The organism is Pedobacter sp. (assembly GCF_039594775.1).
Classification (GTDB): Bacteria; Bacteroidota; Bacteroidia; order Sphingobacteriales; family Sphingobacteriaceae; genus Pedobacter.
This window is the reverse complement of sequence record NZ_JBCNMT010000008.1, coordinates 128296-149717: the sequence shown is the minus strand read 5'-3', so window position 1 is coordinate 149717 and position 21422 is coordinate 128296. Positions and strand designations below refer to the sequence as shown.

Sequence of the window (21422 nt, the reverse complement as noted above, 5' to 3'; positions counted from 1 at the left end):
ATGTTGTTTAATAGGGCGCTTATCTTAGCAGTGTGATTGTTCCTTTAAAGGTTTTGCTTACTCCGCTGTTGAAGGTTACATCTACATAGTAGACATATACACCTGTTGGCTGAGCCCTTCCCCTATAGGTACCATCCCATCCCTGCAATATGTTTTGAGATTCGAAAACAAATTCACCCCATTGGTTGTAAACACGCATCCTAAATTTGCCTACATGGTTTCCGTAAGCCAAGAAGTAATCGTTCTTACCGTCGTTGTTAGGGGTAAAAGTATTAGGGATATAAAGCTCATCTTTAAACGGATCATTGGTGGTAGCCGTTACCGCATTTGAGTTGGCACTGGTTTGACAAGCAGACCCTGCCTTAGCTCTTACAATAATGCTTACGGTTTGTCCTTGAGTTAAGCCATTTACCGTATAACTATTTGTGATTACGGCTGTCCATGTGTTTCCTCCGTCTATTGATATTTCGTAACCAGTGGCACCAGCTATTGCGTTCCAATTAAATTGGATGCTGTTGGTGGTGATGGTTCCAACGGTTACTACAGGTGTTGCTAATATTGGCAATACATTTACTATTACCGATGTTCTGGCACCACTTACGCATCCTCCTGCAATGCTAACCGCCTCTACATAGAAAGTAGTAGTGGTTGCTAAAGCTGAAGTGGTATAGCTGATACCTTCATATAGTGAAGTACCACCAGTAGGCGTAGTATACCATCTGTAGGTCACTGCAGCATCAGGATTATTTACCGTTAATATAGTAGTTGCACCTGCGCAGATTTGGCCGCTAGCGGCAGTAACATTTGCTGGTGGGTTTGGTGCCGAACCTACTTGGACATTCACCTGAGCCCTGCCAGGAGAAGTACAACTACCTACACTTGCCTCTACATAATAAATGGCATTTGCAAGTAAAGTTGGTGTAGTAAATGTTGCACCTGTGCCCACCGACGTACCGCCCGCTGGTAAAGTGTACCAGGTGTAGGTAACCCCAGCTACCGGACTACTTACCGATAAGGTTGCCGTTCCACCACAAGTGGTTACATTGGCAGAAACCACAGTCGGTGTAATTGGCCTGTTGGTTACTGTTACAGTGACTTTTACTCTTGCCGATGCATTGGTACATCCAACAGTTCCTACCGCTTGTACGTAGTAGTCTGTAGTTGCATTTAATGTACCGGTGGTGTAAGTAGTTCCAGTCCATAACAATGTACCTGCTACTTGGCTATTGTACCACTCATAAATTACTCCTGCTTGAGGGCTGGTTACTGTAAGTGTTGTAGTGCTATTATTACAAATGCTTGTTCCCGCAGCATCTACCACTGGTGCTAAAGGTGCAGCAGTAACCACAACAGTAATGCTTGCCACGCTTGAAGCGTCATTTTCACATCTATTATCTCCTTTTACAGTTACATAATAGGTTTTGTTCGCACTTAGTTGTGGCGTAATCAAGGTTGGTCCAATATGAGCCACCGTGGTAAGCGCCGCATTTTCATACCAAGTAAATACCGGATTGGTCACCGTGGTACTGGTTGCAGTAAGTGTGGTAGTACCATTTATACAAATATTAGTGTTTCCAGCAAGTGTAACATCAGATGCTGCTGCTCTTGGTTTAACCACTACGGTTACGACACGTGCGTCAGCAGCAGGACTTTCACACCTATTATCGCCTTTTACGGTTACATAATAAGTTTTGGTAGCACTTAGCTGAGGTGTATTAAATGTTGCACCGATGTGGGCAACAACGGTAAGCGTTGCATTTTCATACCAAGTAAATATTGGATTGGTTACTGTGCTACTGCTGGCGGTAAGTGTTACACTACCTGAACCACATATTTCTGTAGATGGCGAAACCGATAGATCTGCTGCTGTAGCATATGGTTTAACCACTACGCTTACAGTTTTGGCATTTGCTGGCAGGCTTTCACATTTATTATCACCTCTTACGGTTACATAATACATTTGGCTTGCCGCCAAAATTGGTGTAGTAAAACTTGCACCAGTACCAGCCACTGTGGTTAACGTAGCATCACTATACCAGGTAAATACCGGGTTGGTAATGGTAGTCGTACTTGCCGTTAAGGTTACACTTCCAGGACCGCAACGCTCTGCGCTTGGAGACACCGTTAAATCAGTACCGGTTGCCCTTGAGTTTACGGTTACTGTTACCGAAAGTACGTCGCCTGCTTGATTCTCACATCTATTATCACCTTTTACGGTTACATAGTAAGTTTTGTCGACAGTTAAATTACCTGTTACCAAAGTGTTTCCAATAAACACCACATTAGTTAAGGTGGCATTATCATACCAAGTAAATATTGGGTTGGTTACTGTTGCACTTGTTGCTGTAAGCGAAGTACCGCTATTGATACAAACCGTAGTATTTCCGTTTACTGTAACATCAGCTGCTGTTGCAATTGGTTTCACAATTACAGTAACACTTTTTGCCTGCGATACTGGGCTTTCACATCTGTTATCACCTTTTACGGTTACATAAAAAGTTTGGGTTGATGTTAAGTTAGGGCTATAGCTTGCTCCAACAAATACGGAAGTGGTCAAGTTAGCATCGCTATACCAAGTAAATATTGGGTTAGTCACCGTAGCACTGCTAGCCGTAAGTGTTACACTTCCTGTTCCACAAAGTTCTGTTGATGGAGATACCATTAAATCAGAACCTGTAGCTGGCGGATTGATATTGATGGTAACTTGTTTAGCATCTAAAACTCCGTTCTCGCATTTATTGTCACCTGTTACTGTTACATAATAAGTAGTACTAGCGGTAAGCTGTGGAGTAGTAAATGTTGCTCCTGTATGCTCCAATACCGTTAAGGCCGCATTAGAGTACCATTTGAATACAGGATTAGTTACCGTAGTGCCCGTAGCTGTTAATGTTGCCGTAGTAGAAGCACATACGTTAGGGTTGCCTGACACTTGAATATCTGAAGCTAATGCTCTTTCGCCAACAGTGATAGAAATTGAAGTACGGTTTCCATTTGCACAAGAATTGGCATTAACCGCTTCTACTAGGAAAGTATGGGTTCCTACCGGTAAATTTGCTGGAGTAGTGTAGGTAGCGCTATTTAAGGCTACGGCTATTCCATTGGCATACCAGTTATAGGTTACTCCAGCAACTTGGTTTACACCCAAAGTTGCAGCAGTACCAAAACATACCGCAGTTGGATTACCAGCTAGTGGTGTTGGTGGTGCAGGTGTTGGTAATATTGTTACCTGAACCGAAGTAGCTGCACTTTCGCAACCATTTACCGATGCCCTAACATAATAAGTATAGGTACCGGCAGCTAAAGTTGTTGGTGTAGTATAAGTATTTCCATCAGCTAGATAAGTAGTACCTAAATACCATCTGTAAATCGTACCTGCAACTGGATTTTTGACGCTCAACACTGCTGAGCTACCTTCGCAGGCATTTGCAGTAGCCGCATCAACCTGTGGTGCCACCCCTACTCTTTGAACATAATTAAGATCTACCGAAGTAAAGGCACTTACCACGCCAGAGTTTAGGCGAAGCTCTACCGCAGTGAATGGTTGTGTTGGCACAAAGCTTAAAGTAGCTGCACTGCCATCACTTAATAATTCTAAATTGATTAAAGGATTGTTGGCCGCTATTGCATCATTGTTGCTAGTGCTACCATTGTAGGTTAAAACGCTGATTGATGGCAATACCGCTAGTGACAATAATTTGCCTGGTGAAGTGATACGAACTCTTACCGTATCACCAACATTAGATACCGAGCTAAAACCAACCCTTTGATAAACATAGGCTCCTAATGCACCCACTGGCATTACCAATGAAGAAGCACTTTCTGCATTATTATCAACGGCAAGCCCTCTGTTAAACACATCTGCAAGCAAAGCTACTCCTAATACACCAGCATCTACATCAATGGTTGCCGATGTACATGGTACTGGAGTATTACCATCAGCAATTACAGTAACCGTTACTGGTATTTTAGCTGATTTACAACCTAATAATACTTCTGCTTCTACATAGTAAGTATAAGTACCTACAGCCAATGCAGGGGTTAAATAAGAAGGACTATTAGCTTGAAGTAAGGTGGTATTATCTGAAGCATACCAATTAATCACGGCATTAGGTGTACTAGAAGTTGCGGACAATAACGCTTTAGAATTAGCTCTGATGGTTACATTAGGCGTATTCACAATTGGGGCATCTAGAGTACCTGCTTGTACCTGTACGCCACTTGCAGCCGATAATGTTCCGCAACTGTTTTGGGCCCTTACGGTGTAGGTAGTTAATCCAGTCACATTGTTTACGGTGTAGGTAGGTCCATCAGCAAGGTGATTGTTAGAGCTATCGTACCATTTGTAGGTAAGGCCAGCAACTGGATTTTTTACTTGTAGTACAACACTACCATTTAAACAGGTAGTTACGTTATTAGCTAACAATTCAGGATCTGGAGGTATTGGTGTCAAAGTTACATTGACAACAGATCTTAAGCTTTCACAACCTGTAGCCGAAGATGCTGTTACATAAAACTTGGTAGCAGCATTGATAACTGGAGTAGTAAAAGTTGCGCCACTTGCTTGGTAAACTCCGGCTTCGTTATACCATTTGTAAGTTAAACCCTTATCCTGAACACTCAATTGCACCGTTTGACCACTACAAGCCTCAACGTTTGCACTGGTTACGGTTGGAACAGATACCACATGTTGGGCATAGTTCACATTTATTGAATTCAATGCACCAACAACACCTCCATTGAGGCGTACCTCAACTTGATTGAAAACTTGTGTTGGAACAAAGGTTAGTAACGCTTGAGAGCCGCCACTTAAAAGTTCTAAATTAATGAGCGAATTATTTAGATTGATGAGGTCATTGTTTGAAGTCCCGTTTTTCAAGGTAGATAGTTGTACTGAACCTAACAGGTTCAATGAAAGTAGACGGCCCGGCGAGCTGATCAACACCCTAACCGTATCACCAACGATACTTTCGCTAGCAAATGTTAAACGTTGGTAAACATATGCACCCAAAGCTCCTACCGGCAATGATAAGGTTGAGCCAGTTTGTGTGTCGTTGTCCACTGCCAAACCTGGGTTTGATACTCCAGCAAGCAGTGCCACACCGCTCCCCCCATTTTCTTCAGCAATTGGAGAAATACACGGGGTTGGGGTTGGGGTGCCGTTGTTAACGGTAATGGTGATCATTACCCTTGACGGTGAAACGCAGCCAGTTGCATTTGATCTGGCTTCTACATAATAAGAGGTCGTTGCATTTAGTGGTGGGGTTACAAAAGTTGCTCCTGTATGAATAGGAGTTGCTGCCGTAGGCGATGTAAACCAGTTAAAGGTTACATCAGTCTCGGTTGAGCTTGCAGTAAGTACTGCAGTTTGACCAGCATTAATGGTAGAAACTGAAGCTTGTACTTGAGGCAATATTGGACGAGGATTAACAATTACCTGAACAGATCCTCTGCCCGAGCTGGTACATCCTTGTTGTGTTGCTTCTACATAATAGGTTTTAGTTGCACTTACGCTTGAAAGTGTAAAAGTGGCACCTGTGTAAATCACTGTTCCACCTGTAGATGTTTCATACCATCTATAGGTAATTGCCGGATTTGGATTTTCTACCGCCAAGGTAACCGGAGAACCTTCACAAGCCGTAATAGATGGTGCAGCAAAAGTAGGTACATTAAGTAGTGGTACTACATTTACAACAACCGGTATGCGTTCCCCATTTGCACATCCATTCCTTGAAACCTCAATATAGTAAGTAGTTGAAGCAGTAAGGTTTGGGGTAGTATATGAAGGGGTAGTAGCAAAAGCAGTTCCACCAGTTGCATTGGCAAACCAGGCAATTTGTGTATTACCGTTTGCTACTGCACTAATGGTGGCACTATTATTATAGCAAATGGTTTGACCATTTCCAGTAATTGTTGGATTAGGATACACAATTTGTGCACCGTAAATATCGAGGCTACTAAGAGCGGCAACAACTGCTTGAAAACGAACCTCTACTCTATCAAATTCAGCTCCTGCCGCAAATGTAGCCTCAAATCTATTCCCTCCTAATAGTTGTAAATAAACTAACGAGGAGTTTAGCTGAAGTGTTCTCACTACAGCATTATTTTTCATAACGTTTACAGTAATTCCACCCAATACCGATAAATCCAACAAACCTGTAGGAGTTGCCAAATCTAAACGGATGCTATCGGTAGCTATTCCTGTAGTAGGGAAAATCAATCGTTGAAAACCGGTAGCACCTACCCCAACAGATAAGGTAATACGGGTGAAGTTATTTTTGTCCGCATCTACCGAAGCACCTGGACTGGCCACATTACAAAGCACACACAATAGTCCAGTAGTACCACTCACTTGGGCATTTGCAGCATTACAGTCTGCACCAACGCCTCCGGTAATTACGGTTACCACTACAGGAGTTCTTACCGCACTGGCGCATCCTTGAGCACTTACCGCTTCGGCATAATAAGTAGTCGTTACGGCTAAATTAGGTGTGGTAAATTCTTCACCTGAACCCAAAATTGTACCGCCAGTAGGTTGTGAATACCAATTAATGGTATTACCGGCATCGACCGATGCTTTCACTGTAGCGCTTTGGTTAGCATTAACTGTTTGGTTATTGGTAAGAACAACCGCAGGATTAGGTGCAGGATTTGCCGTTACGTTAACCGCAGTACGAGCACTAACTGCTGTACCTGAAACAGCTTCTACATAAAAAATTGTATTTGCAGTAATGTTACCTGTAGTAAAACTACCATTATTGTTAGTTGCCAATGGTGTACTGCCACTTGCACCATACCAGTTATAGGTCACACCTGCTTGGGTATTGGTTACCGTTAGTGTGGCCGTTGAGCCGCTACAAACTGTAGCCGCCGCTACCACTGGTGCGCTTACATTAACCTTGATCTGGTAATTTGTAGTTACGGTATTGGAAGCCGCATCGGTTACCTTAACAGCAAAAGTATAAGTACCACCTGTAGTTGGGGTGCCCGATAGCTGTCTAGTAGTTGTGTTAAAACTTAATCCAGCAGGCAAGTTTAAGGCCTCATATACATATGGCCCAGTACCTCCACTTACCGCTGGCAAGGTTTGTACTGGATATGCCGTACCCACCGTACCATCAGGCAAAGTTGCCGTAGCCAAGGTTAAAGCTCCATTTACCTTTAACGCATAAGTATTGGTCGCCTGCCTTCCTTCCGAATCTGTTACCCTTAAGGTAATGCTAAAATTACCCGCTCCAGTTGGGGTTCCAGTTAACTCCCTAGTCGTTGGATTAAAAGACAATCCTGCTGGAACATTGGTAGCTACATAGGTATACGGTCCTACACCTCCAGTTGCAGCTGGCAAGGTTTCGGTAGCATAAACTACACCCACCGTTCCATCGGCCAATGTTTTGTTGGCAATAGTTAATGGCGCAACCACTTTAATGGTGTAGCTATTACTTGCTGTTACGTTTGCTGCATCGGTAACCTGTACATTCACCGTAAAAGTTCCAGTAGTAGTAGGTGTACCTGTAATTTCTCGAGTTGTGGGATTGAAGCTTAAGCCGGCCGGAAGGTTGGTTGCCGCATAAGTATAGCCTGGCGTGCCTCCAGTTGCCGCAGGTATCAATTGTGTTGGATAAGCTATACCAACCGTACCATCTGCCAAAGATGCATTAGGCAAAACAAGTGCATTCTTAATGTTAATGGTATAGTTCATGCTGGCACTATTACCATCAGCGTCGCTAACATTTATGGTAACTACATATGGTCCGGCTACTGTTGGAGTACCTGTAATTTCTCTCGTGGTTGGGTTAAAACTTAGTCCCGGAGGCAAATTAACAGCCGCATAGGTATATGGCGTACTACCTCCTGTAGCAGGCGGAATGATTTGTGTTGGATAACCCACGCTCACCGTACCATCAGGTAAATTAGCGGTAGTAAGGGTTAAAGTGCCAGTTACCAATAGATTTTGAGCAGTGGTTACGCTACAACCTTTACTATCGGTTACCGTAATTGAAAAAGCATAAGTTCCTGCTTGTGTGGGCACACCACCTAATAAACCCGCGGAGCTTAATGTTAAACCTGGAGGGAGCGTACTTCCAGCTGCTATCGCATAAGTGTAGTTTGGCGTACCTCCCGTAGCAGCGGTAAGCTGTTTGGTGTAAGCTGTACCCACCGTAGCATTGGCAAATGTGGTGACCGCAAATGTAATTTGAGGATTTACGGTTATCGTTACCGGAACCCTTACTGACTCTGCAGCGCAACCAATTTGTCTGGCAGCAACGTAATAAGTTTTATTTGCGGTTAACTGTGGCGTGGTAAAAGTACCATTGTAAGCCGTAGTAGCTACTGCTGTACCACCTTCATAAGCTTCGTACCAAACCAATTCGTTGGTAGCAGCCGTGGTAGCACCTAAAGCTGCTGTAGTATTATAACAAATATTCACGCTGTTGGACAGAGGCGCAGTGAAAGTTGGCCTTGGTGCCGAACGTGTTACTTCATGAATATTTAGGGATTGCGTTAATGAAACATTTAATACTGCCGACAGGGTAACCTTAACCCTATCGAAAGATACATTGGGTGAAAAAGGAATGGTTACCGGCTGTCCACTGTTTAATAAGCCCAGCAGATCTAGGTTAAGCAGGCCTGCTACACCTGTTCGGGTATAAACAAGGTTATTGCCATTATAGGCTTCCACCGTAATGTTTCCCAACAAACCTACATTGGCAAGTGCCTGTGACACGCTTAACCTGATATTAAGCTCGTCGCCAACCCTTGATGGTGAACTGAAATAGATGTTTTGACTAATGGTACCAGCCGCTGCAATTAGTCCTAAGCTGATATTGGAAGAGGTAGCCGGATTTCCGTCTATTGCATTTTGAATATTGGTTACCCCTGCCCCGCCTAAACCAAGCAAACTCAGCGTTGCCCCCGTACCTTCGTAGTCGGTAGCAAAAGGTGCTTCGCAATTACCCGTTCCCGAAACGTAAAATGCATTGTAAACCTTAATGTCATTAGTGGTGCCCAATAAAACCGCAGAGGTTACATCTTTAATGAATACACTTCGATATTCAGCAGTTGGGGTCACGGCCAAGTAATAATTGCCCTGGGCATCTCGCACCAACTTAATATTGGTGGTAGCAAAAGAGCCATTACTAGATCCTGTAGCCACAAGGTCGCCATTTGCATCTCTGGCACCTACCGAGAAATAGTGGTTGCCTAGTACCACATTACCCAAAACAGTTGCTAGGCCAGAACCTAAATTACCTCCCAACAATGCATTGAGCAGCGTTTGATCATAGCCAATTCGAATAAATGTGGTTCGGTTAGCGGGTACATTTTGGGGGAAAGTTAGCTTCAATTCGCCACTATAGGCACCGCCTCCTAGCAATAGCCCACCATAAGATTTTACCGACGCAAAGTCATTATCGTCTCGGGTGGCATTGTCCTTGCCATCAACTTGGTTAGAGACAATCGTTGCCTGATTCGCAAAAATCTTTGTTTGAGCATACGAAGAACTGGATAAGAGCGTTATTAGGTAGAAGTGCAAAAAAAAGACCAACCATTGAGCCCTTCTTGCTGACTGAGTAGAGGTTACTTCCATAAGCCTGGGGAGTTTGATATTGTTAATTCGAAACAATATTAATTATGTAACTCCCGTTTTTGGCTGTTCATTTTATTCATCTACCGTTCAAGTAGCGTTTATCCTTGTTCATTTTGTTCCTTTTTAAAAAAAGTAAAACACTGCCTATTTATAAATGTTATAGCCTGTTTCAGAAAGACAATGAGAACAGAAATAATAGCACTTATAGGAATGTTTGTTCAATTTTTTCTATTAAAAAGAAATCTGACTTGTTTTTTTATTATTTTAGTGAATATCATAAAAATAAAGCTCTCTCATGCCTCAAACCATCATCTTAGATAAAATCAGGCGACTAATATTATTAAAAACTGGCATAAAAACGATCAGCCCATCCGATTGTCGTTCAATTTCATCGTCAATACAAAAGGAAACTCAGAAAAACATTAGCGAAACCACGTTAAAACGGCTATTTGGCTTTGCAGAGGTCAAAAATAAGTTCTCTAAGTATACCATCAACGCGCTGTTAGAATACATTGAAAAAAATGGCAATTACACATTGATGGAGCGAGAGTTATTGCACCAAACAAGTATCAATGAAAGGTTTTCCAGTATTCAGGCAAATGCTGCAGATATAAGCCTTAGTACACTTAAAGCCATCAAAAGTAGAAGCACAGTCCCCTACCACTATACCTCCCCTAGGTTTTTTGCTCGCTTAGATTTTGAATATTTCTATGATAGCACGTACAGTTTCACAGCCTTCGTATCTCAAGCTGGTTATGGAAAAAGTATTTTATTAAGCCATCTTGTTCAAAGTCTGTTTTTAGAACAGGATGCAAAATATCATAAAGACACTATTCTGTTTATCAATGCCAGAGACATTTTTGATGACCAAAATGAATATTCTAATGTTGAAAATAGAATTAAGGCTAAAATTGGACTAAACACACGCACTAGCTTAATCGACTACTTTAAGGACAAGCATGAAAAATTGGGCAGTAAACTGGTAATTGTTATCGATGGATTTTCGGACTTAGTTACTAATAAAGTTTCCAAGCCCATTATATTCGACAAATTAATCAATCTCATTTCCGTCATTGAAGATGAAAGCTTTATTAAAATTGCCTTCGGAATGCGTTCAACGCTGTGGAGCAGATTTTACGACCAGATCAAGAACATGTCCTTCATCAAGAAAAAGTGGTTTACAGGAACTTATTTCAGTTTAAAACATCAATCAAACATCCCTCCCTTGGCCAATGAAGAAGTAGAAGAGATTTTAAAAAAGATAGACCCTAATCGTTCCAAGGAAATAGACCCTTCGTTTAAAGCCAAGCTTAAATATCCCTTTTATATCCAATGGTATTACTTACTTAAAGAAGAATTTCCAAATTTTGATTTCTTTACCAACATCCTTTCTTTTGAAATTGTTGATAGGTTTATTCATGAGAAAATATACAATGCTTCTTATGCTACAGAAAAGGTATTATTCTGCAAAAAACTTATTCAGGTAAGTGATTATGGAAGGGGCCAACAAGCAGTTCCAAAATCAATGTTGATTGCCGATCTTTCCAAATTTAAAAATGCTTACATGGAGCTTCTTGCCGAGGGCATATTAATGGAAGAGAAACAAGAGGAAGATGGGTTTGTAACAGACCTGGTGAGATTTGTGCATCCACATGTTTTTGAATATTTCCTTTTTGTAGAACTGTTGAACGCTGCCCATAACCAAATGAATGCCTCGTTTTTTGAAAATGTTCAGGAAAAATATGCGGGCAATACTACAAAGTTTCAAATTTTACAATGGTCAGCCAGGCTATTGATCATCAAAGGAGAATTTAATGCTTTAAACAGCTTATTAAAGCTACAGCTTAGCAACTACGAAAAGACTTATCTTATTTATTTTATTGCAGAAAATTTAAACTACAGACAACATAAACAGCCTCTACTCACTGCCTATTTGGAAGAAGAAGAACTGCATATGATGATGATGGAAAATATCATCCATTTTGATTTTGCAGACTCCTGTTACAAGGATGCTATTTCTTCGCTGCTCAGTATTTCCCGTAACGACAAGTACTCCTATATATACCAAGTAATCCTATCTATCTACGATTGTTTTGGCTTTGACAAAGAACAGCTCAAACAACGAATCAGGACAATACAAAGCTTATCGTTTAAGGGAGAAGGATTTGTTATTAATCCATTAGAGATTTTAAAGAGTATTCATGGTGCTTTAGCTGGCGAACCTTATAAAAATGATGCTTTGCTTGTAGAAATAGAAGCTTTTAAACAAGGTAATAAAATATCAGGTTCCAATTCGCAAACACTTCCCAACTTTAAGGAAATACTTTCTTTTATTCTGTTAAGATTGCACAACAGTTTTGTTGGAGAGCGCAGCGAAGCCATGCGATTACTAAATGCGATGATTTGCTATTTCCCGAAAATGATGTATTCTGACAGTATCGCTTCGGCCTACTTGTTTAGTATGATGGCATTTGTAAGGGCTTTGTCGCAATTAGAAAATGAACAAAAGGGCTTGACTGAAAAAATCAGTGTTAAAATATTCCATATTCATTCCATTGGAAATTCTACGCCATATATCCAAACAATGTACCTGGCTTCAAAAGCTTACGAGGGCAGGAACAGCCAAGATTACAACACGGCCATTATTTGTGCCGAAAAATGTTTAGAAACTTTTAAACGCAACAATTTGGCCCTACATCAAACGCTGATGTACAACCTTTTGATCAGTATTTATGAGGATATGGACAACTATGAAAAAAAGAATGAGTATATGCACCAAAAGCTAAGCCTAATTGACCAGAAAAAGGTAGATGCTGCCATTTTTCACAAAATTAAATAGGAAAAATCTATAAAGGCAGTGAAAACCAAAACGTGCTGCCTTTTCCTAATTGGCTTTCGACCCAAATATGACCTTGATGGCGCGAAATGATCTCATGCGAAAGATATAGACCAATGCCCAGTCCAGAAATGTTTGGACTTGCTTCTTCTATTCTATAAAAACGAGAGAACAAATTCTTTATCTTATCTTCGGCAATACCCAAGCCATTGTCTATTACCGCCACAAGTACTTCGTCTACCTGCTGTATTATTTTAATTTCAACTTTATTGGCTCCCGGCGAATACTTAATGGCATTTCCAAGTAGGTTAACAACTACTTGTTCAATACGTTGGCTATCACCGTTAATGATACAGGTATCAGGCGCTTCTACCAAGATAATCTCATATGATTCCGTTGAATTGATGATCAGCTCTATCGCTTCTTCAACAATTTCCCTCAAATCGAAACTAGCGATGGTAAGCTTCAGTTTTCCTGCTTCTATTTTTGACACATCCAGCAAATCATTTACCAACGAGGTTAATTTCCGCACCTGTGTAGAGGCTTTCCCCAAAAATTTCTGCGCATTTAAATCCTTCACCAAACGGTTGAGAATTTGAAGATAGCCATTAATGCTGGCCAATGGTGTTTTCAATTCATGGCTAGCTAAACCAATAAATTCATCTTTTTTATCATTAAGCTCACGTACCTTTTCATATAACATGGCATTATCAATGCCAATAGCTGCTTGCGCAGCAATAGCAATCACCAGACTTTCGTGTTCGGCCGTAAATACCTTTGCCTCCGGATGTCCAAAAAACAAACCGCCAATAACCCTCCCCGATCGTGAAATTACAGGAACAGCCAGATAACTTACCACAGGCAAATGCCCACTAGGCATACCTTTATGAGGATAGTTTTTGCCATAACGGGCATCTTTGGTCACATCGTCAAGCCGCACCACTCCCTCTCCCGAAAAGGTAGGATGAAAAATAGGGGTATCTCTCGGCATACCAAATTTCTCAAAAGATTCCTTAGATGCACCAGAAAGCGTATATAGCATTAAAGAGTTGCCATGCTCATCAGTTTTATTATAAAAGAATGCTCCAAATTTAGCCCCAGTTAATTGGGTGGTGGCATCCGTTACTTTCTGTAAAATACTATTAAGATCTAGTTCTTCCGAAATGGTTTCACTGATCATGTTCAACACTTCCAAACGTTGTGTATAGCGTCTACTGATTTCTTTAACTTCCACTTGGGCGCGAATATCCCTTGCTATTTTAGAGGCACCAACTACATTCCCCTTCTCATCAACAATGGGCGATACGGTAATGGATAAAAACACTTCGCTCCCATCTTTAGCTTTTCTTACCGTATCAAAGTGATCAACCTTATCGCCTTTCTTTATCTGGGAAATAATAAAAGCTTCTTCTGATAACCTATCTTTTGGAATAATTAGGGAGATGTTCTGTCCTATGGCTTCATCGGAAGTATAGCCAAACATGCGCTCTGCAGAAGCATTCCAGCTGATAATAGTGCCATCTAGTTGTTTGCTAATGATTATATCATCAGAAGAATCGACAATTGCCGCTAGCCTTGCTTGTTTTTCGAATACGATACGCGATCTTAGTTCTGAATATTTCTGCTCGGTAACATCCAATACCGACCCTATAAAACGGGAACCTTTATTTTGTTCATCATGATATACTTTGCCTTTTGCCCTGATCCATCTCAGTTTCTCATCATCAGCACCTAGGGTTCTATAAATTATATCGTATTCGTTATTTCCGTCGTTTTTGGCAATAACCTCGTCTATAGCGGCCAATACCCTTCCCCTATCTTCCATATGCAAACCCTGTACAAAATCTTTTTCATAGTCTATAGGTCTGTCATCTTTTATACCAAACAATTGTCTACAACGGGCATCCCATTCTAGGGTTCCGGTAGTCAAATCCATATCAAAGGTGCCCAATTCTGCCGCCTCCTTCGCCAAACTTACCTGCTTATATGCTCTTTCCAAATCTCTACGGGCAGTTACCTGCGCAGTAACATCTACCGAAATAGCCAAAATTCCAAGTATCTCTCCATCACCTCCACGGTAAGGTTGGCATACAAAGTTTTGGTATATGTTTTCGGAGTTGCCGTTACGTTCTATTTTTAGGGGGCGCTCTACAGCATAGTAAGGCTCTCCGGTGAGATAAACGTTTGTAATAGCTTCTTCCAAATCTGGCTCCCTAACTTCTGGAAGCACTTCAAAAACTGGCACCCCTATCACTTCAGCCTCAGTTTTATCCCAAATATGTAACATGGCTGCATTGGCCGACGCTACTTTAAACAAAGGCCCCAACAATAAACACATGGCTACAGGGGCCTGTAAAATCATGTTTTTAAAGTTTTTCTCACTAAATTCCACTTGTTGCTTAGCTATGATCAAATCAGTAACGTCAGCAGCCGTATTCATAATGCCATAAACGTTCCCCATCTCATCAAATAGGGGCGTAAAACTATAGTTGAAATAAAAGGTAGTGGGTTTGCCATGTATGGTAAGATCTACCCTTTGATTGCGAGCATGGAAGGCCTTCCCGGTATTGAACACTGCATCTAACTGTGAATAAATGAATTGCTCTTCGAGCTCGGGCAATACTTCTCTATAGGTTTTGCCAACCACGTCAGCTCCCTTGCCCCAAACTTCGATAATGGCTCGATTAGCCTGTACAATCCTCATCTCTCTTCCTACATAAACACCTATAGGAAAAGGCGCACTAGCTACTATTTGATGCAATAAATGTGCTGAAGATAAATCTGCTTTTACACTAGGCAGTTGGTATTGGTAATCGCAAATTCCTAAAATGCCCCCTACATTTCCCGCAAGGTCCCTAATTGGGCTTAAATTGGCGTTGAGCTGTTTCAAATAGATGTTTTCTCCTCGAAGAACAGATTCAAAATCGGCTTTTAAACTCGGCCATTTTAATGAACAAGATTCTCCTATGAGCGGAATGTCGACAGCACCTGTAGTGCTTTTAAAGGCATCATTACAAAAGAACAAATGCGTGTTTCCCCAACAAAGAAATGCTGGACTACCATTGACCAAAATCAAGGCTAGTGACTGTTTTAAAGGTTCCGGCCAACTATTAGGATGCCCTAGTGTAGAATGGCTCCAATCGTTGGCCAAAATAAAGCTAGCTGTAATACCACCTCCCTGGAGAAAAGCAAGTTCAGCAGCATATGGAGGCGAAATTGACATAGGCATTTTTTTAGGATAACAATAATAAAAAGCTAATGTTAGAATTAAAAAAATTATTTTACCTCAAGCAGTTCATTTGCCAACGCCAATAAATCATCAAATTCAAAGGGTTTGGGCAAAAAACGATCGGCACCTGCCCTTGCGGCTATTTCCTTGATATCATTATTTGCCGACACATAAATAACAGGGATGTCCTTTAAATCGGGTTGGCTTTTTAGCTGTTGAACCGCAACTTCGCCTCCTGTACTCGGTATCCAATTATCCATTAGTATTAAATCTGGAGAAATTGCCCTTACCTTTTCCACTACATGATCGCATTCTTGAAACGTTTGGACATTAAAACCTTCATCTTCAAAAAGAAAACGAAAAATATTCAATAAGTCTTGGTCATCATCAAAAACTGCTACAAGTTTCGAATATCTTTCCATATCACCTCATTTAGATTAACCAAATAAAGCGATTTTAAAATATAAAATTGCAGATATTTTGATTTTTTTCTAGAGAAATTTGAAGGCATATCAAATCATAGCAAGCTACCGTAACAAGTTGCAACTCGTTATACTTATCATGCGTTTTACCTTTCTACTAATTCCTTAACGGTATCACCATAATGATCTATGTGTTCACCTTCCATTTTTAATAACCTGCTCCATCTTCTAAAGGTATTTACAAACACAATAAGCATTAATACCATTGCCAAAGCAGCAAGTGAGGCCAATAGGTACTGTTGCTTTGGAAGGTAGACATTTACCACTTGCTCATAACCTGCCCAAAACGTAATTACGGCCATAAAGACACCAGGAATGGCTGAACAGAGTGCATATTTTTTACGGTTCATTCTGATCAACATGGTAGTACAAACAATCAAACCACAGGCGGCCAATAATTGATTACTGATTCCAAATAATGGCCAAATACTGCTTACGTTTCCGGTGTAAACCAAGTAGCCCCAAGAGAAAGTGAAGATCAAACTACTGATGATGATGCCCGGCATCCAGTTTTTGTCGTTAAACTTAGGAATAACACTTCCCAGCATTTCCTGTAGGAAGAAACGGCCTACCCTAGTTCCCGCATCAATGGCGGTAAGGATAAATACCGCTTCAAACATGATGGCAAAATTGTACCAGTAGGCCATTACATCATCCATAAATGGAATCTTGTTAAAGATATGGGCCATGCCTACGGCCAGAGATACTGCTCCGCCGGTACGTCCATATAGGTCAACACCAATTTTTTCACTGAAATGAGCCAAATCTACAGGGTGCAGGCTTGGATTTTGTGCAATAAACGAATCATAAAGTTCCTTTGGTGTATTGATGGCAAAATAGTCGCCCGGCACCAAGGTACAAGCCACAATTAAGGCCATTAAGGCCACAAAACCTTCCACCAACATGGCACCATAGCCTACAAAAAGGATTTCCTTTTCATTGTTCAACATTTTTGGTGTAGTACCTGTAGCAATTACGGCGTGGAAACCCGAGATAGCACCACAGGCAATGACAATAAAAATAAAAGGCAATACCGGACCACCAATGATAGGGCCTCCGCCTTTTACAAAATCGGTAATGGCTGGCATTTGCAAAGTTGGATGAACAAAGATTACCCCAACCGCCAACATTAAAATGGTTCCTATTTTCAGATAGGTTGACAGATAATCTCTTGGTACCAATAATAACCATACAGGTAGTACCGACGCTAAAAATCCATAAACAGTGATAGATATGGAAATGGTTTTGATATTCCAGTGAAATATATCGCTAATTTCTTTGACCTGCATTAAGTTATGTCCGCCAATGATACTGGCGATTAACAATACCCCGCCAATAATGCTGGCTAGCGTGACACTATTTTTGCGATAGCGCATGATCAGTCCCATAATTACCGCAATGGGCATGGTAGCAATGACGGTAAACAACGACCACGAGGCTTCATGCATAGCACTGATACAGGCCAAGGACAGTCCTGCTAGCGTTAAAATGAGAATGAACAGAATGGCAAAGCCGGCAATTACGCCCGTACCTTTTCCTATTTCCTTGCTGGCAATGGTAGCCAAACTTTGTCCCTTATGGCGTACTGAAGCAAATAAAACCACCATATCATGTACCCCACCGCCCAGCACACAGCCTATTAATATCCATAAGGTACCGGGCAAATAGCCAAATTGGGCTGCCAACACTGGCCCTACCAATGGCCCTGCCGCTGCAATGGCGGCAAAGTGATGTCCAAAAAGTACATTCTTATTGGTGGCTACATAATCTTTGCCATCGGCAAACTCAATAGCAGGGGTAACATGATTGGCATTTAGCTTTAACACTTTGTTGGCCATGAAAATACCATAGAAACGATAGGCAATAGCAAAGACCAACAGCGCAACAAAAACCAAGGTAAGCGCGTTAACGCCATTCAAAAATTCCATAAATGTGTTTTATTTTGATTTGATTTTAAAAAGCAGCGGGTCATTCTGCTAAATTTTCTTGGCTACATTAGCCGATAACGAAGATAATCATTCCAATCGAAATAGAAATTAAATTTTATTAATTTATTAAAGATAATAAATAAAATTTATTTTTAATAAACAACAATCGACTGTATTAAAAGAAATTACATACACAAACATTAAACAACATAGGGATATTGGCTTGCACTAGACCTTCTTGGAGTAAATCTAGGTTAAACCTATAAATTTTCGAAAAGGAGTGGTAAAACATTAGCTAATCGGAGCAGATAGCTTAGAAATCCTTCATTATAAATACATAATTCTTATGATTGCTGAATTTTGAAATTCTTCTTAAACCTTCTATCTACTAGTCAATTTATCTTATCTATAATGACTACTATTATGAAACTTGCAAACCAGTACAAATAGTATTTTTAATACCGATAATCAATATCTATATCATAATTAGTGAATTCCCAAGTTCCTTGTAGCATTTCTATGAGTGCATCAACAATCTTTATTAATTCTGATGTAGGAAATTCTTTTCTGCTATAGAACAGCTTAAAATCTCTATCGATAGTTGGAATCCCTTGTAGCTCGGCTATAGAAATATAACTTCCCTTATTCCGAATTGTAGTTTTCACGATTTGAAGAATTTGAATCATAGTTTGCTCCTCAACATTATTTACTATAATAGTATCCCAATCTAAAACCAACCAACCAGCCATATGACCATTTATTATGCTTTCATGATATTTCTGAAGAGAATCTTTATTTATAAATATGTATTGATTCTTTTTTAACTCTTCATTAATATAATATATTGCCAGTTGCATAAAAATATCTGATATCTGAAATCCTTTATCTTTGTAATAAATTAATTCTATTGCCACACTTTTAATAATTAGACTTTCCTTCTGCTAGTTAATCGGCCTTTTTAGAAACTACGCTATACATGCTAATACTTATTTTTATACATGAGACTTAGAATGGATTTATACTTTGCTTTACCTTATCTATACCTTGATTAATTAACTCTGACAAAGTGGGTGTAACTTCCCAAATCCAGTCATTATCATCTGAGTAATAATGTAACTCGTAGGTTGGTGGGTCATCTCCCTCATCCAGATAAACAAAAATAAATTGATCACCAAGATTGTACACATCTATCGCAAAAAATGGACGGGTTATGGTTTTATTCTCCTCTGCCATTTCACTTCTTACAAAATCTTGCATTTCTTGCAAATCATCGAAAACTCCATAATCCAATACATAACAGTATTTTCCAGCTAAAAAAAGTAACTCCTTCAACGCCTTTGGAAAAGAATCACCATTATTGTACAGGGTTTCTAGCTGTTCAATTTCACTGAGAGAGATTGGTTTAATTGGCCAGTTTCCAATTGGACTATCTCTTAAATAGGTTAAATATTGTATTTCCATTTATTAATTCAATAAATTTAATTAATCTAGGTGTATTGACAACTTCTTGCATTATTATTTTAATAGATAAAGTTCTACCAAATTTATCAACCAATTTTTCTTTAAAAATGGCACTTACACATACATTATAGTTTTTGCTCCACTAGATTTAGGTTTCCAAAAGGATAACAAAAGCAACAAAGAACCAATGTTTCGCTACAAGAAATAAATGTGATACAACAATGGAGCCTTGTTGCATCACAAAGCGCAAATGTTACCCTACAAAAGACAAATGTTACCCTACATTGAGCTAAAATCTGCCTGAAAATAGCACCATGTTACCCAACAAAAGAGAATTGTTGTATAACAACAGCGCATTGTTGGGCCACAAAAAGGCCTTAACGAACGACTAGGAGATTATATTCCGAATGCTTTGGGATATTGAACTGTTCCTTTTACCTGTTGCAATGCGTTTTCCGTTAAGGCAATCACCATACAATTCTCATCGGGCACCTCAAAAGGTAATTGAATGCCGTACTTTTTGGCCATTTCATATCCAAATTTTGGATAATAGTTTTCGTGTCCCAACAAAACCACTACACCAAAGCCTAATGCTTTTGCCTTTTCGTGTGCATATTTAATCAATTGTGCTCCTACACCCTTGCCCTGATAGGCGGGCAATACCGCAATGGGGGCCAAAGACAGTGCTTCGCTTACCCTTTCATTATCGATAATCTTGATTTTTGTAAGTAGGATATAACCAACTATCTTTTCGTCAATTTGGGCCACCAACGAAAGTTCTGGTACAAAAGCATCTGATTTCCTTAACCTTTCCACCAAATATTGTTCCTGATGGTCGCTCATTTCCTCTTTTTCAAAGGCATCTTTAACAAGGTCAAATACGGCCTTAAAATCTTCGCTTTCTTCTTTTCTGATGTGGATGTTCATTTTCACGCGCTTATTAAACAACTGGGGTTATATTCTCCAAAGTAAAGCATTTCCACGCAGGCATAAAAACATATCCATACCACAGATGGCACCCCAGTTAAACTGCTCTCTGTAACGATTTCTTTTTAAAGTTTACTTCGGATATTAAGGTGGCAATAAAGATAAGTGCCCCTCCCAAAAGCAAACGCCAAGTTAGATTTTCATCCAAAATAAAGAAAGCTGCAATGGCTCCAAATACAGGTTCAAAAAGATAGATTACCGCTACCCTTTCTGCGCTGATGTATCGTTGTGCAATATTGGAGATTGAATACATGTAAGCGGTAGAAAACAACCCACAAAAGACAATGCCTATCCAAAAGGTATCGCTCTCTGGAAACCAATTTGCCTGAGCATCGCCTAGTGACAAGCCAAAGGTTAACAAGGTACAGGTGGCAAACATAGGAATAATGGTAGGCACCAAGCTCTTTTTTGAAGCTTGTTGCTCTACCAAAATAAGGTAAGCAGCAAAACAAAATGCTCCCGCAATGGTATATAAGTCGCCCGTGCCAATGGTTAATTGCCCGTTTACAGAAATTACAAATAGGCCAATGAGTGCCACAGTGGCTGCAATCCATATTTTAAAGGGTGCCGCTTTGCGATAGAGCATTAACTTAAATAGCGGCACAATCACTACACTGGTTCCCGCAATAAAGGCACATTGCGAAGCTGGGGTATTTTGGATGCCCAAGGTTTGCAATTGAATACCCAGAAACAAAGGAATGGCCAATATTGCGCCTGTTTTAATAGCCACTATATCTGTTTTCACCAAATGTTTCCAAAAAATGATGGACAGTACTAGTGTTGCCATTAAAAAACGATAGAAAAGAAAGGTATTGGGCGATTGGCTGCCCATGGCTAATTTGGTTACCGAAAATGAAATGCCCCAAAAGGCAGTGCCCAAAATCAATAAAATAAGTAATACGTTTTTCTTTTCCAT

Annotated in this window: 9 protein-coding genes; 1 reads left to right on the top strand and 8 read right to left on the bottom strand. The window is 40.3% G+C overall.

What is annotated here, in order from left to right:
• Positions 1 to 19 precede the first annotated feature (19 nt).
• Positions 20 to 9583, bottom strand: a complete 9564-nt coding sequence (locus ABDV71_RS17150; RefSeq protein ID WP_343534737.1) for a putative Ig domain-containing protein — start codon at positions 9581 to 9583, stop codon at positions 20 to 22.
• Positions 9584 to 9878: 295 nt separating this feature from the next.
• On the opposite strand from ABDV71_RS17150, the gene ABDV71_RS17145 reads away from it, so the two are divergent.
• On the top strand, positions 9879 to 12422 hold the full coding sequence (locus ABDV71_RS17145) for a hypothetical protein (protein WP_343534735.1): 2544 nt from the start codon (positions 9879 to 9881) through the stop codon (positions 12420 to 12422).
• Between the two features lie 7 nt (positions 12423 to 12429).
• Here the strand turns inward: ABDV71_RS17145 and ABDV71_RS17140 are convergent, their stop codons facing one another.
• The 7 genes from ABDV71_RS17140 to ABDV71_RS17110 all read right to left on the bottom strand — a co-directional run bounded on the left by ABDV71_RS17140 (position 12430) and on the right by ABDV71_RS17110 (position 21422).
• Complete coding sequence (locus ABDV71_RS17140; RefSeq protein WP_343534734.1) at positions 12430 to 15642, bottom strand: PAS domain S-box protein; 3213 nt, start codon at positions 15640 to 15642, stop codon at positions 12430 to 12432.
• Positions 15643 to 15695: 53 nt separating this feature from the next.
• Positions 15696 to 16070, bottom strand: coding sequence for a response regulator (locus tag ABDV71_RS17135; RefSeq protein ID WP_343534732.1), 375 nt, complete (start codon positions 16068 to 16070; stop codon positions 15696 to 15698).
• A gap of 146 nt (positions 16071 to 16216) precedes the next feature.
• Positions 16217 to 18058, bottom strand: a complete 1842-nt coding sequence (locus ABDV71_RS17130; protein WP_343534730.1) for a carbon starvation protein A — start codon at positions 18056 to 18058, stop codon at positions 16217 to 16219.
• A gap of 455 nt (positions 18059 to 18513) precedes the next feature.
• On the bottom strand, positions 18514 to 18972 hold the full coding sequence (locus ABDV71_RS17125; protein ID WP_343534728.1) for a hypothetical protein: 459 nt from the start codon (positions 18970 to 18972) through the stop codon (positions 18514 to 18516).
• 91 nt (positions 18973 to 19063) lie between these two features.
• Positions 19064 to 19519, bottom strand: a complete 456-nt coding sequence (locus ABDV71_RS17120; protein WP_343534727.1) for an SMI1/KNR4 family protein — start codon at positions 19517 to 19519, stop codon at positions 19064 to 19066.
• Between the two features lie 396 nt (positions 19520 to 19915).
• Positions 19916 to 20446, bottom strand: coding sequence for an N-acetyltransferase (locus ABDV71_RS17115; RefSeq protein WP_343534726.1), 531 nt, complete (start codon positions 20444 to 20446; stop codon positions 19916 to 19918).
• Positions 20447 to 20543: 97 nt separating this feature from the next.
• Positions 20544 to 21422, bottom strand: a complete 879-nt coding sequence (locus tag ABDV71_RS17110) for a DMT family transporter (RefSeq protein ID WP_343534724.1) — start codon at positions 21420 to 21422, stop codon at positions 20544 to 20546.